The sequence below is a fragment of the Monashia sp. HAY1-11D genome (assembly GCF_056868035.1).
Genome location: NZ_CP200320.1, coordinates 4,474,591 through 4,488,879, shown reverse-complemented (window position 1 = coordinate 4,488,879; position 14,289 = coordinate 4,474,591). Strand labels below are relative to the sequence as shown.

11 protein-coding genes are annotated in these 14,289 nt (G+C 72.2%); 7 read left to right on the top strand and 4 right to left on the bottom strand.

Annotation, left to right across the window (positions count from 1 at the left end; all coding sequences use genetic code 11):
• Positions 1–108 precede the first annotated feature (108 nt).
• From AC1VM9_RS20740 to AC1VM9_RS20725, 4 genes are all read left to right on the top strand, one after another.
• On the top strand, positions 109–2,382 hold the full coding sequence (locus AC1VM9_RS20740) for a DEAD/DEAH box helicase (RefSeq protein ID WP_481345295.1): 2,274 nt from the start codon (positions 109–111) through the stop codon (positions 2,380–2,382).
• A 76-nt stretch (positions 2,383–2,458) separates the two neighbouring features.
• Positions 2,459–3,019: a YqgE/AlgH family protein gene (locus tag AC1VM9_RS20735; RefSeq protein ID WP_481343928.1), complete on the top strand. Its 561-nt coding sequence runs from the start codon at positions 2,459–2,461 to the stop codon at positions 3,017–3,019.
• 11 nt (positions 3,020–3,030) lie between these two features.
• Entirely contained in the window at positions 3,031–3,879 is an 849-nt protein-coding gene (locus AC1VM9_RS20730) for a glutamate racemase (protein WP_481345296.1), read from the top strand.
• A complete protein-coding gene (locus tag AC1VM9_RS20725; RefSeq protein ID WP_481345297.1) occupies positions 3,876–4,193 on the top strand; it encodes a DUF3039 domain-containing protein in 318 nt (105 codons plus the stop codon). Before AC1VM9_RS20730 ends, AC1VM9_RS20725 begins: the two co-directional genes overlap by 4 nt.
• Before the next feature lie 37 nt (positions 4,194–4,230).
• Here AC1VM9_RS20725 and acs read toward each other — a convergent pair whose 3' ends face one another.
• On the bottom strand, positions 4,231–6,213 hold the full coding sequence (gene acs, locus AC1VM9_RS20720) for an acetate--CoA ligase (protein ID WP_481345298.1): 1,983 nt from the start codon (positions 6,211–6,213) through the stop codon (positions 4,231–4,233).
• A 111-nt stretch (positions 6,214–6,324) separates the two neighbouring features.
• Positions 6,325–7,023 (bottom strand): acetate uptake transporter, encoded by a 699-nt coding sequence (locus AC1VM9_RS20715; RefSeq protein WP_481343732.1) that lies wholly within the window; start codon positions 7,021–7,023, stop codon positions 6,325–6,327.
• A 336-nt stretch (positions 7,024–7,359) separates the two neighbouring features.
• Here AC1VM9_RS20715 and AC1VM9_RS20710 point away from each other — a divergent pair, with 336 nt between their 5' ends.
• The 3 genes from AC1VM9_RS20710 (at position 7,360) to AC1VM9_RS20700 (ending at position 12,262) form a co-directional block, all read left to right on the top strand.
• The gene (locus tag AC1VM9_RS20710) at positions 7,360–8,292 is read left to right on the top strand and encodes a zinc metalloprotease (RefSeq protein WP_481345299.1); all 933 of its coding nucleotides are present in this window, start codon (positions 7,360–7,362) and stop codon (positions 8,290–8,292) included.
• Positions 8,293–8,448: 156 nt separating this feature from the next.
• Complete coding sequence (locus AC1VM9_RS20705; RefSeq protein ID WP_481345300.1) at positions 8,449–10,206, top strand: DEAD/DEAH box helicase; 1,758 nt, start codon at positions 8,449–8,451, stop codon at positions 10,204–10,206.
• Positions 10,207–10,408: 202 nt separating this feature from the next.
• A complete protein-coding gene (locus AC1VM9_RS20700) occupies positions 10,409–12,262 on the top strand; it encodes a bifunctional metallophosphatase/5'-nucleotidase (protein WP_481345301.1) in 1,854 nt (617 codons plus the stop codon).
• Positions 12,263–12,335: 73 nt separating this feature from the next.
• Here the strand turns inward: AC1VM9_RS20700 and AC1VM9_RS20695 are convergent, their stop codons facing one another.
• Both AC1VM9_RS20695 and AC1VM9_RS20690 read right to left on the bottom strand, forming a co-directional pair.
• Positions 12,336–13,670: an alpha-amylase family glycosyl hydrolase gene (locus AC1VM9_RS20695; RefSeq protein WP_481345302.1), complete on the bottom strand. Its 1,335-nt coding sequence runs from the start codon at positions 13,668–13,670 to the stop codon at positions 12,336–12,338.
• Positions 13,667–14,188, bottom strand: a complete 522-nt coding sequence (locus tag AC1VM9_RS20690) for an Lrp/AsnC family transcriptional regulator (protein WP_481343900.1) — start codon at positions 14,186–14,188, stop codon at positions 13,667–13,669. The genes AC1VM9_RS20695 and AC1VM9_RS20690 overlap by 4 nt, the downstream gene beginning before the upstream one ends.
• Between the last annotated feature and the right edge of the window lie 101 nt (positions 14,189–14,289).

Below are 14,289 nucleotides of genomic sequence, written 5' to 3'. Positions count from 1 at the left end.
TACACCAAGGGGCGCAGACGATGCTGCGCCTGAGGCTCGTCTGCATGGTCGTGGTTGTGACTCACGGCTCGAGACGAAGTCTGCTCGAGCTGAGAGAGTTGAACACGCATGTCCAAGAACCCGTCCTCCGGCGCGCCCAAGAAGGCCCGCTGGTCCACCGAGAAGAAGGCCGCCGCCGCCAAGAAGCCGCACCGCGGCTCCGCTCCCGGCCAGAAGGCCCGAGGCTCCTTCTCGGGCACGAGGACCTCCCGGCCGGCCACGTCCGGCACCTCGCACGTCGGCGGCCGTGAGTGGCGCGCCCCGCGCGAGGAGCACCGCTCGTACGACCGCCGTGACGAGCGTCGCGACGACCGTCCCCGTTTCGACCGCGACGACCGTGGCGACCGCGGCTTCCAGCGTCGCGAGGACCGCCCGCGCTTCGACCGGGACGACCGCGGTGACCGTGGCTTCCAGCGTCGCGAGGACCGTCCCCGTTTCGACCGGGACGACCGCGGCGACCGCGGCTTCCAGCGTCGCGAGGACCGTCCCCGTTTCGACCGCGACGACCGCGGCGACCGTGGCTTCCAGCGTCGCGACGACCGCCCCCGTTTCGACCGGGACGACCGCGGCGACCGCGGCTTCCAGCGTCGCGACGACCGCCCCCGCTTCGACCGGCCCCGCTTCGAGCGCGACGACCGCGGCGACCGCGGCTTCCAGCGCCGTGACGACCGTCCCCGCTTCGACCGCGACGACCGCGGCGACCGCGGCTTCCAGCGCCGGGACGACCGTCCCCGCTTCGACCGTCCCCGCTTCGACCGGGACGACCGTCCGCGCTTCGACCGTCCGCGCTTCGAGCGCGACGACCGCTTCTCCGGCCGCGACGCCGACCGCGCCCCGATGAGCTTCGAGGACGCCGAGGCCGAGCGCATGGACGCCGACACGTGGACCAAGGCCACGCGCAAGCCGGTCTCCGACGGCCCCGTCGAGGTTGCCGCCGACAACGGCTTCGCCGCCCTCGGGCTGCCCGAGCGGCTCGTCGAGCGCCTCGCCCGCGACGGGATCACGACGCCGTTCCCGATCCAGGCCGCGACGATTCCCGACGCCCTCGCGGGCAAGGACGTCCTCGGCCGTGGCCAGACCGGCTCGGGCAAGACCCTCGCGTTCGGCCTGCCGCTCATCGCCCGCCTGCTCGAGGCCGAGGCGCCCCGCCGCCCGCGCCGGCCGCACGCGCTGATCCTCACGCCGACGCGTGAGCTGGCCATGCAGGTCTCCGACGCCCTCGAGCCGCTCGTGCACGTCACCGGTCTGCGCCACAAGCTCGTGGCGGGTGGCCTGAGCTACACGACCCAGATCAACGCGCTCAACAAGGGCGTCGACATCCTCATCGCGACGCCGGGCCGCCTCAACGACCTGCTCGAGCGCGGCGCCGTCGAGATGGACGACATCACCATCACGGTCCTCGACGAGGCCGACCACATGGCCGAGATGGGCTTCATGGCCGAGATCACGACGACCCTCGACCGGATTCCCGCCGAGGGCCAGCGCCTCCTCTTCTCGGCGACGCTCGACCGTGGCATCGACGACCTCGTCGCGAAGTACCTCGACGAGCCGGTCGTCCACTCGACCGACGACGCCACGGCCTCGGTCGAGACGATGGAGCACCACGTGCTCCTCATCGACCCGCAGCACAAGAAGGTCATCACCGCCGAGGTCGCCAACCGGGAGGGCCGCACGGTCGTCTTCTGCCGGACCAAGCTCGGCGCCGACCGCATCGCGCTGCAGCTGCGTGAGCAGGGCGTCATGGCCGCGGCGCTGCACGGAGGCCTCAACCAGGGCCAGCGCAACCGCGTCCTCGGCGCGTTCCGCGACGGCACCCTGCCGGTGCTCGTCGCGACCGACGTCGCCGCCCGCGGCATCCACGTCGACGACGTGTCGGTCGTCCTGCAGGTCGACCCGCCGGCCGACCACAAGGACTACCTGCACCGCTCGGGCCGCACGGCCCGCGCCGGTGACAAGGGCACCGTGGTGACCCTCGCGCTGCCGCACCAGCGCAAGACGATGGAGCGCCAGCTCAAGGACGCCGGCCTCGACATCGCGCCGGTCCGGGCGACGCCCGGCGACGCGATCATCGCGGCCACCGGCGCCGCGACGCCGAGCGGCGTCGCGATCGCCGAGGAGGACTTCCAGCGCCTCATCGCCGGTCCGAAGCAGCACCGACGCGGCCCGGCCGGCGCCCGCGGCCCGCGCCATGGCTCGCGGGACGGCGTCCGCCCCCACCACGGCGGCCACCGCGACCGTGACGGGCGCGACGGTCGTCGCGGCCGCGACCGCGACCGCGACCAGGGCCTGGTGTCCCGCTGGGGTGACGACGAGCGTCCGAACCGCCGCGGCGCCCGCTTCTGAGCGACCCGGAGAACCATCCCGTCGCGACGCCCCGCGGCGTCGGCGACCCGATCGGCCGGTGTGGAAGGCTGGGCCCGTGAGCCCGCGCTTCCACACCGGCCGTCTGCTCGTGGCAACGCCCTCCGTCGGCGGCGACGTCTTCCACCGCTCGGTCGTGCTCATGCTCCACCACGACGAGGGCGGCGCCCAGGGCGTCGTGCTCAACAAGCCCCTGACCGCGGGCGTGGACTCGGTCCTGCCCGGGTGGGAGCGCGTCGTCACGGCTCCGCAGGTCATCTTCCAGGGCGGCCCGGTGTCCACCTCGTCGGCGCTGGGCATCGTCACGGTGCCCGGAGACGTGCCCGAGCCGCTCGGCGTCAAGCGCCTCTTCGGCTCGATCGGGCTTGTCGACCTCGACGTTCCGACGCCCGTCGTCGCGGCCGAGCTGGCGGGGATGCGGATCTTCGCCGGCTACTCCGGCTGGGACGCCGGGCAGCTGGAGGGCGAGATCCTCCGGGGCGACTGGTACGTCGTCGACGCGGAGGTGCGCGACGCGTTCACGTCCGAGCCGGACGACCTGTGGCGGGCCGTGCTGCGCCGCCAGCGCGACGGCCTCGCCTACGTCGCGAGCTTCCCCGACGACCCGACGATGAACTGACGGTGCCACCCATGGACCTCACCGGCCCCACCGCGCCCTCTGTCCAGCCGTCCGCGCCGTCCTCCCCGCGGAGGCGTGTCGCCTTCGTCGACAGTGGTCTGGGCCTCGTCGCCTACGCCGACGCCCTGCAGACGCTGCGTCCCGACCTCGGGCTCGTGCTCGCGATGGACCCGGACAACATGCCGTACGGGCCACGCACCCCCGAGGACGTGCGCCACCTCGTCCTCGACCTCGCCCGGGCCGCGCTCGAGCACGCCCCCGACGCGGTGGTCGTCGCGTGCAACACCGCGTCGGTGCACGGGCTCGACGCCGTACGGGCCGAGCTCGAGCCCGCGGTGCCGGTCATCGGCACCGTCCCGGCCATCCGCCCGGCCGCTGCCGGCGGGGGACCCGTCGCCGTGTGGGCGACGGCCGCCACGACCTCCAGCGACTACCTGCGCGGCCTCGTCGACGCGTTCGCAGCCGACGTCGAGACCCACGCGGTGGCGGCGCTCGGCCTCGCCGAGGCCATCGAGTCCGGTGACCTCGACGCCATCGACGCCTCGGTCGCCGCGGCGGCCGAGCGCACGCCGACGGGGGTCCGCGCGCTCGTGCTCGGCTGCACGCACTACGGTCTCGTCGCGGACCGGATCGCCGCCGCCGTCCCGGTCGGCGTCACGATCTTCGACTCCCCGGTCGCCGTCGCCCGCCAGACCCTGCGCCGCCTCGGGCTGGCGGCCGACCCCACGGCCCCGCGGGCCGGCGTCGAGGCCGTGCTGCTCTCCGGGCGCCCGGGCGCGCTGCCCGGGGTCCTCGCCACCTATCCGGCCGGTGCACGGCTGCTCGAGGGCGCCGCGTCCCGTCCTACACTCGCGACATGAGCACGATGCCTCCCGACCCCTTCGAGAACGAGCCGCAGCCGCTACGCAGCACGGGCACGGCGACGATCGAGCGCGAGGAGGTCCGTGAGGAGCTCCAGGAGCCGGGCGACCACGAACGCTTCTCGCACTACGTGCGCAAGGAGAAGATCCTCGAGAGCGCCCTGACCGGCGAGCCGGTCGTCGCACTGTGCGGCAAGATCTGGGTGCCCGGCCGGGACCCGCAGAAGTTCCCGGTGTGCCCGGTCTGCAAGGAGATCTACGAGGGCCTGCGCGACCCGCAGGACGGTGGCGACGGCGACTCCGGCGGCAGCTGAGCGCCCACTCGGCCGGGGTTCCGGCCGCCGGGACGGCTCACGAGTCGTCGTCCTCCGGTGGCCGCTCGGCCTCCATCTGCTTCTTGATCAGCTCGACGACGGTCGAGTCGGCGAGGGTCGTCACGTCACCGAGCCGGCGGTGCTCGGCGACGTCGAGCAGCAGGCGCCGCATGATCTTGCCCGACCGGGTCTTCGGCAGCTCGGGCGTGAGCAGGATCTGCCGGGGACGTGCCAGCTTGCCGATGCGCTGGGCGGTGAGCTCGCGTAGCTCGCGGACGAGAGCGACGCCGGGTTCACCCTCGGTCGGGACGTCCGCCTTGATCGTCACGAACGCGACGATGGCCTGCCCCGTGGCCGGGTCGCTCGCGCCGACCACGGCCGCCTCGGCGACGCGCGGGTCGGAGACGAGGGCGTGCTCGACCTCGGTCGTCGAGATCCGGTGTCCGGAGACGTTCATGACGTCGTCGACCCGGCCGAGGACCCAGATGTCGCCGGCGTCGTCCTTCTTCGCCCCGTCTCCGCTGAAGTAGACGCCGGGGAAGCGCTCCCAGTACGTCGTGCGGTAGCGCTCCGGGTCGCCCCAGATGCCACGGAGCATCCCCGGCCACGGCTCGGTCACGACGAGGAACCCACCCTCGCCGGCTCCGGCCGCCGACCCGTCGTTGCGCACGACCTCGGCGCTGATCCCGGGGAACGGGACCATGGCCGCGCCCGGCTTGGTCGTGGTGATGCCCGGGAGCGGCGTGATGAGGATGCCGCCGGTCTCGGTCTGCCACCACGTGTCGACGACCGCGCACCGACCGCCGCCGATGTGCGTGTGGTACCAGACCCAGGCGTCGGGGTTGATCGGCTCGCCGACCGAGCCGAGCAGTCGCAGGCTCGACAGGTCGTGGCCCTCGGGGTACTGCTCACCCCACTTCATCAGCGTGCGGATCGTCGTGGGGGCGGTGTAGAGGATGGTGACCTTGTACTGCTCGACGATCTGCCACCACCGGTCCTTGCCCCCGGCGTCGGGCACGCCCTCGTAGAGCATCGAGGTGACCCCGTTGGCGAGCGGCCCGTAGACGATGTAGCTGTGCCCCGTGACCCAGCCGATGTCGGCGGCGGTCCAGAAGACGTCGGTCTCCGGCTTCATGTCGAAGATGTACCGGCAGGTCGCGTAGCAGTGGGTCAGGTACCCGCCGGTCGTGTGCAGGATGCCCTTGGGGTTTCCGGTCGTGCCGGAGGTGTACATGACGTAGAGCGGGTGCTCGGCGTCGTGCGCCTCCGCGGTGTGCTCGGTGGGGGCGCCCTCCACGACGTCGTGCCACCACACGTCGCGTCCCTCGACCCAGCCGATCTCCTGGCCGGTGCGGCGCACCACGAGGACCTTCTCGACGTCGGGGCAGCTCTCGAGGGCCTCGTCGACCGCGGGCTTGAGGGGGTTGACGGCACCGCGCCGGTAGCCGCCGTCGGCGGTCACGACGAAGCGCGCGTCGCAGTCGAGGATGCGCGTCGACAGGGCCTGGGACGAGAAGCCGGCGAAGACGACCGTGTGCGGGGCCCCGAGCCGGGCACACGCGAGCATCGTGACGACGGTCTCGGGGATCATCCCCATGTAGATCGCCACCCGGTCGCCCTTCGTGACGCCCAGGGAGGTCAGCGCGTTGGCGGCCTGGCAGACCAGGTCCTTCAGCTGCCCGTACGTGATGGTCCGGGTGTCGCCCTCGGGCTCACCGACCCAGTGGTAGGCGACCCGGTCCCCGTGGCCCCGCTCGACCCACCGGTCGACGCAGTTCACGGCCACGTTGAGCTCGCCGCCGACGAACCACCTCGCGTCCGGGAGCTTCCACTCGAGGACGGTGTCCCAGGGCCTGGCCCACGTCAGGCCCCTGGCCTCGTCGGCCCAGAACGCGAGCCGGTCCTGCTTCGCCCTGCCGTAGATGTCGGGCTGCGCGTTGGCCTGCGCCGCGAGGTCGGGCGGCGGTGGGAACTGCCGGTTCTCGTGCAGCAGCACGTCCAGCTCGGGAGTGGTGCTCATGGCGGACTTCCTTGGTCGTGACGGAGTGCCGGGGTCCCCGGCTGACGGATGAGGGCGCGGCTCACCGCCGCCCGGGGGTCGGCCGGGCGACGATGACCGAGCGGTGGCGGCTCAGGCCAGCGGGCCGACCGGCAGGACGGTTCGCCTGAAGGTCGAGTTGGTCACGACGGCGAAGGACGTGTACCAGGCGACGGCCGCGGTGGCGACCCCGACCCACCCCCCGATCTTGGTGACGAGCGCGTAGTCGCCGTAGGCGCCGACGGCCAGCACGACGTAGGTCGCGAACAGCAGGACGAAGACGCCTAGCACGGCCATGCTGACGCGCAGCGCGGCGATGACCATGTACCCGGTGAAGAACGCCCAGACGGCCAGGAACAGCCCGGTCGCGGCCCTCGCCTCGCCCGCGCGGGTGATCCCCGGGAGCAGGAAGTTGGCGTAGACCCAGTAGGAGATCCAGAAGGCGCCGTAGGACGAGAACGCGAGGGCACCGAACGTGTTGCCCCGCAGGAACTCCCACATGCCGGCGAGCAGCTGTGCGGCCCCGCCGTACACCAGCGCGAGACCCAGCACGACGGGTGCCGCTGCGGCGCCGACGAGCCCGGTGTTGACGATGCTGAGCACCATCGTCGTCATGGCGAAGGCCGCGAGGCCGAGGGCCGCCGGGTCCGCGATGCCCGACGCGTCGGCCACGGCCGGTGTGGGCTCCGTACCGCGCTCGGGCGGGCCGGTCGTCTCGGCGGCCACCGCCCCGGGGTCCGCCGTCTGCGCCGGGTGGTCCGGGTGCCTGGGGTGAAGGATGTGTGTTGCCATGATCCGGGCCCCTCCAGAGGCCCTCTGCCGGGCGACACGGGGTGGCAGATCCGTCATGGCGACGTGGCGGGTCATGTCATCACGGCGCACCTTGCGCAACCCGACATGGCGAATCTACGTCTGTCGCGACCGACTCACAAGATCGCCGCCCTCCGTGCTGGGGGGCGCCGCGTCGCCCGGCCGCCGCGCCTGCGCCGGGCGTCCGACTGGCGTCCGGCGAGGGTTTCCTGACGCACTCTTTACCGGCTGCGGCGGCCCCACAGACCCGGGCGTTCCTACGCTCGCTGGCTAGCGACGCCCGATCGGGTGTCCTGACAGCGAGAAAGGTTCTCCTTCATGAAGCTCCGCTCACTGGCGCTGGCTGCTCCGCTCGCGCTCGTCGCCGCATCGCTGGCCGCACCGGCCATGGCGTCGCCGACCTTCGACGTCCGCGGCACCACCTGCCTCGACCCGGCCTCCGTCGGGGCGCGCAGCATGCACGGCACCGCCAAGGACCCGCACGAGCTGACCGACGCGCAGGTGCGCGCCAACGAGGCCGCGCTCCGCACGGCGTTGGCGGCCAAGGGCCTGGGCCTGACCTCGTCGGGTGCCGCGGCCCGCCCCGGGGGCGGTGCGGCCTTCGCGAGCGCGACGATCGACGTGTACTTCCACACGATCACCGACGGGTCGCAGGGGTCGATCAGCGCCTCGACGATCAGCAGCCAGATCAGCGTGCTCAACAACGCGTACGCGGGCTCGGGCTTCAGCTTCCGCCTGGCCGGCACCGACGTCACCGACAACGCGGCCTGGTACACCGTGACGCCGAGCTCCACGGCCGAGCGGAACATGAAGAGTGCGCTGCACCGGGGCGGCAAGGCCGCGCTCAACCTCTACGCCGCGAACATCGGTGACGGCCTGCTCGGCTGGGCGACCTTCCCGAAGAAGAACCCGGGCACCCAGGACGGCGTCGTCATGCTCAACGCCTCGATGCCGGGCGGCTCGGCGACGAACTACAACCAGGGCGACACCGCGACCCACGAGGTCGGCCACTGGCTCGGGCTCTACCACACGTTCCAGGGCGGCTGCTCCGGCTCGGGGGACTACGTCGACGACACCCCGGCAGAGGCCAGCGCCGCGTACGGGTGCCCGACCGGGCGCGACACGTGCACGAGCCCCGGACTCGACCCGATCAGGAACTTCATGGACTACACCTACGACTCGTGCATGACCGAGTTCACGGCCGGCCAGGTGACCCGCATGCAGGCCCAGTGGACGGCGTACCGCGCCTGACCTGCGCTGACGCCGCCGAGGCCTCCGCCGGACCCGTCCCGGGCCACCGCCCGGGCACCCGGCTCGGCTGCGGCACATAGCATCCCGACCGGGGCCCCGCCAACACGGCGGGGCCTCGGCATGTCGCCGGCCCGGAGCGGCTACCGTGGGCGGCCTATGAGTTCAGGGGCCGCCTTCCACCTCCCACCCGCCTTCCCGGAGCGGGCCGCGTGGGGTACCGCGAGCAAGCTGCGCGCCTGGCAGCAGGAGGCCCTCGACCGGTACGTCGCGCAGGCCCCGCGCGACTTCCTCGCCGTCGCGACACCGGGGGCGGGCAAGACGACCTTCGCCCTCCGCGTCGCGACCGAGCTGCTGAGCGGCGGCGTCGTGAACCGGGTCACGGTGGTGGCCCCCACCGAGCACCTCAAGACGCAGTGGGCCGACGCCGCAGCCCGCGTCGGGATCAGCCTCGACCCGAGGTTCAGCAACAGCATCGGACGCCACAGCGAGGACTACCACGGTGTCGCCGTCACGTACGCCCAGGTCGCCTCGCGCCCCTCGCTGCACCGCGAGCTGACGACGTCGCGCTCGACGCTCGTCATCCTCGACGAGGTGCACCACGGCGGCGACGCCAAGAGCTGGGGCGACGGCATCAGGGAGGCGTTCGAGCCGGCCACCCGCCGACTGTCCCTCACGGGCACCCCGTTCCGCTCGGACACCTCGCCCATCCCGTTCGTCCGTTACGAGCTCGACGAGGAGGGCGTCCTCGTCAGCTCCAGCGACTACGCCTACGGGTACGCCGAGGCGCTGCGCGACGGCGTCGTGCGCCCGGTCCTCTTCATGGCCTACGGCGGCACGATGCGCTGGCGCACCAAGGCCGGCGACGAGCTGGAGGCGCGCCTCGGCGAGCCGATGACCAAGGACGCCGTGGCCAACGCGTGGCGCACCGCGCTCGACGCCAAGGGTGAGTGGATCCCGGCCGTCCTCGCGGCCGCCGACAAGCGCCTCACCGAGGTCCGGCGGCACGTCGAGGACGCCGGTGGCCTCGTCATCGCGAGCAACCAGACCCAGGCGCGCGCGTACGCGGCGCACCTGCGGGCGCTCACCGGGGAGTCCCCGACCGTCGTGCTCTCCGACGACCAGGGCGCCTCGCAGCGCATCGAGCAGTTCGCCGGCAGCACGTCGCGGTGGATGGTGGCCGTGCGGATGGTCTCCGAGGGTGTCGACGTTCCGCGCCTGTGCGTCGGCGTCTACGCGACGTCGACCTCGACCCCGCTGTTCTTCGCCCAGGCGGTCGGCCGCTTCGTGCGCGCGCGGCGACGCGGCGAGACGGCGTCGGTCTTCCTGCCGTCGGTGCCCGTCGTCCTCGACCACGCGGCGCGCCTCGAGGAGCAGCGTGACCACGCCCTCGACCGCAGGCCCGACCCCGACGACGTCGCCCAGATGTGGGCCGAGGAGCAGGCGCTGCTCGACGAGGCCGCCCGCGACGAGAAGGCGAGCGGGGCGCTGGCCGAGGGCTCGTTCGAGGCCCTCGAGTCCGAGGCGCACTTCGACCACGTCCTGTTCGACAAGCAGCAGTGGGGCATGCACGCCGAGGTCGGCTCGGAGGACGAGCAGGACTACCTCGGGCTGCCGGGCCTGCTCGAGCCGGACCAGGTCGCCCAGCTGCTGCGCGAGCGACAGAGCAAGCAGGTGCGCAAGGCGCCCCGAGACGCCGGGCCGACCCCGGTGGCCGCGCACCGCGCCCTCGCCGCGCAGCGCAAGGAGCTGAACAAGCTGGTCGCCGCCTACGCGCGCCAGAAGGGCTACCCGCACGCCAACGTCCACCTGGACCTCCGACGTGCGTGCGGTGGGCCCGACCTCGCGGCCGCGAGCACCGAGCAGGTGACCGAGCGGATCGACAAGATCCGGCTCTGGCTCGTCGGCCGCCGCTGAGCCGTCCCGCGCCCTCACCTGGCGTTCCGCGCCGTCACGTGCCTTCACGTGCCGTCACGTGGCGTTCACGAAGGCGGGTGGTCCGCATCGCCCCGTTCGTCCCCGGCCGCGGCTAGGGTCGGGCGCGTCCCGCTCCGGCGGGACAGAACCCCACACCGCTTCGCGACCCGCGCAGCACCCCGGCGCGGAAGACAAGGACGACATGAGCACCGACGAGACCCCGGACTTCCTCTCCTCGCCCACCACCCGTCGCCAGCTGCTCGCGATGGCAGCCGTCGGTGGCGCGGGCATCGCCACGGTCGCGGCCGCCTCGCCGGCGGGTGCCGCCGGCACCGCTGGGCAGGGTGGGGGCACCGACGGCGAGGTCGTCACCCTCACCGTCCTCGGCACCACCGACCTGCACGGCAACGTCTTCAACTGGGACTACTTCAACAACCGCGAGTACGACGACAAGACGCACAACGACATCGGCATCGCCAAGGCGTCCTCGGTCATCAAGATGCGCCGCGCCGACCTCGGCGCCGCCGCGACGCTGACCCTCGACGCCGGTGACACGATCCAGGGGACGCCCCTCGCGTACTACTACGCCAAGATCGACCCGATCACCGGCGGCGCCACCCACCCGATGGCCGCCGCGATGAACCAGGTCGGCTACGACGCCGCCGCGCTGGGCAACCACGAGTTCAACTACGGCATCGACACCTTGCGCGCCTTCGAGAAGCAGCTGAACTTCCCGCTCCTGTCGGCCAACACCGTCGACTGGGACACCGGCGCGCCCGCCTTCAAGCCGTGGGTCATCAGGACCGTCAAGCTCGAGGACCGCAAGCCGATCAAGGTCGGCATCCTCGGCCTCGTCACCCCGGGCGTCGCGATCTGGGACAAGGCCAACGTCGACGGCAAGCTGAAGTTCCCCGGCATCATCGAGCAGGCCAAGGTCTTCGTGCCCCGCCTCAAGGCGGCCGGCGCCGACGTCGTCATCGTGTCGTGCCACTCCGGCACCAACGGCAAGTCCTCGTGGGGTGACGCGCTGCCCTACGTCGAGAACGCCAGCCGGCTCATGGCCGAGCAGGTCCCCGGCATCGACGCCGTCCTCGTCGGCCACTCGCACGTCGAGGTCGTCGACAAGGCCACGAACGCCCAGACCGGCAAGCAGGTCCTCCTCGTCGAGCCGTACTACTGGGGCATGCGCGTGGCCGAGATGACCCTCTCGCTGCAGAAGGTCCGGGGGCAGTGGCAGGTCGTCGACTCCGCCGGCCGGCTCTGGAACGCCAACGCCGTGCCCGAGGACCCCGCCGTCACAGGCGCCGTCCGGGCCGCCCACGAGAAGGTCCTCGCCTACGTCAACGGCGTCATCGGCACGTGCACGCAGGCGATGTCGGCGGCCACCTCGCGCTACGAGGACACCCCGGCCATGGACTTCATCAACTACGTCCAGGCCGACGCCGTCAAGAAGGCCCTCGCCGGCACGCCCGAGGGCGCGCTGCCGATGCTGTCGATCGCCGCCCCGTTCAACAAGCTCGCGGCGATCCCGGCGGGCGACGTGACGATCCGCGACGTGGCCGGGCTCTACATCTACGACAACACGCTGCTCGGCATCGTGCTGACCGGCGCCCAGGTCAAGGACTACCTCGAGAAGAGCGCGTCGTACTTCGTGCAGTACTCGGGCACCGGCCCCGTCTCGGCCGACACCATCACGAACGCCGGCGGCACCCCCGACTACAACTACGACATCATGGGCGGCCTCGACGCGCCGCTCACCTACGACATCGACATCGCCAAGGCGGTCGGCTCGCGCATCACCGGCCTCGCCTACGGCGGGGTGCCGGTCGCCCCCGAGGCACGGTTCGTCGTCGCGATCAACAACTACCGCCAGTCCGGTGGCGGCGGCTTCCCCGGCGTCACCACGGCCCCGGTCGTCTACAACCGGCAGATCGAGATCCGCCAGCTGCTCATCGACTGGGCCACGGCGAACACGGTCATCGACCCGGTGACCTTCTCCAGCACCGACTGGCGCCTCGTCAGCAACGGCACGCCGGTCACCGTCACGAACGCCTGACCTCCGGCTCCACCCGACGCCGACAGGCCCGCCCGGCCACGAGGTGGGGCGGGCCTGCCACGTCGACGGAGGGTCAGGCCCCGACGAGCACCCGGTGTCCCCACGCCGGCAGCGTCATGGTGTCGCCGACGGCGAGCGCGACCGGCGTCCCGTCGAAGGCGTCGACCCACGAGCCGGCCTGCGGGCCATCACCGAGGGTCACGGTGGCGTCGTCGGGGGAGAGGTTGAAGGCCGCGAAGACGCGGTCGTCCTCGGCTGCGCGGACGAAGGCGATGACCGAGGTCTCGTCGCTGTTGGGGACGCGCACCATCCGGCCGCCCCACGACCCGTTCCAGAGGGCTCGGTGGGCCTTCTTCAGTGCGAAGAGGGTGCGGTAGAGCTCACCCTGCGGGTCCTCGCGCCACTCGATGAGGTCCTTGTCGAAGAACGCGAGCCGCTTGTCGCTGCCCGCCTCCTGACCGTTGTAGACGAGGGGCACGCCCTCGCCGATGACCGACAGGACGATCGCCGCCTCGAGGGCGTCGCCGAACTGCTCGTACTCCGTGCCCTCCCACGCGTTCTTGTCGTGGTTGCTGACGAACGTCATGCGGTAGGCGTCGCGCGGGTAGAAGCGGTCGTTCCACGCGTAGTAGACCTTGAGCGCCTCGACGTCGGCCTTGCCCATCGCGATGCGGTGCATCGTCTCGTTCCAGCTCCACGCGTACGTCATGTCGAAGGCCCGGGTGTGAAGGTCGCGCGACTCCCACTCGGCCAGCATGAAGACCGGCTTGATGGCGTCGAGCTCGCGGCGCACACCCTCCCAGAAGTCGAGGGGGACGAACCCCGCGACGTCGCAGCGGAACCCGTCGACGTCGGCCTCACGCACCCAGTACGCCATGGCGTCGGCCATGTACCGGCGCAGGCCGGGCTGGTCGTAGTCGAGGTCGATGATGTCCTCCCAGTCCCACCACGGCGTCGGCCGGAAGTCGCCCTTCCAGTCGCGCGCGTACCACTCCGGGTGCTCCACGGTGAGCGGGTTGTCCCAGGCGGTGTGGTTCGCGACCCAGTCGAGGATGACCTTGAGGCCGAGGCCGTGGGCGGTGTCGACGAAGTGGCGCAGGTCCTCGAACGTCCCGAACTCGGGGTTGACGCCGAGGTGGTCCCGCACGGCGTAGGGGCTGCCGAGCGGCCCCTTGCGGTTCAGCTCGCCGATGGGGTTGACCGGCATCAGCCACACGACGTCGATGCCGAGGTCGCGGATGCGGGGCAGGTGCTCCTCCGCGGCGCGGAACGTCCCCTCGGGCGTCATGTTGCGCTGGTTGACCTGGTAGACGGTCGCCGACCGGCTCCACTCGGGGTGGACGAGCCGGACGCCGGGGACGGGGGTCGTGAGGTCGGGTGCCTGGTCGGGCTGGTGGTCCGCAGTCACGGGGTGGTGCCTCCTCGGGCGAGGTCGAGCAGGTGCTCGACGAGCGGGACGGTGCGGTGGTCGAGACGGGTGGCGAGCGAGATGACGGTCGAGGCGCGGGTGACGAGCTCGTCGTCGACGACGCGGTCGATGACCCGTTGCAGGTCGGCGTTGTCGCGCCCGACGATGCGGATGAGGACGTCGCCGGACCCGGTGATGGTGTGTGCCTCGAGCACCTCCGGGATCGCGGCGAGGTGCTCGACGACGGGGGAGTGACCACCGCGGCCCTGCCGGATCTCGAGGGTGCAGAAGGCGGTGACGGGATACCCCAGAGCGGCGGGGTCGACATCGGGGGCCATCGAGCGCAGGACGCCGGTGCGCTGCAGCCGGTCGAGCCGGGCCTGGACGGTGCCGCGCGCGACGCCGAGCCGGCGCGAGGCGCCGAGGACCCCGATGCCCGGCTCGTGGAGCAGCAGCAGCAGGATGCGGCAGTCGAGGGCGTCGACGGGTGGCCGGGACGCGGGGCCGGAGGACGACATGGGCAAAGTGTCCACTGTTGAGCGGTACAAGGGCAACACTTTGCGCACTGTGCCCAGCGGCGAGGCGACCTGTTGACCACTGTGGCCCGGTGGGTCACGCT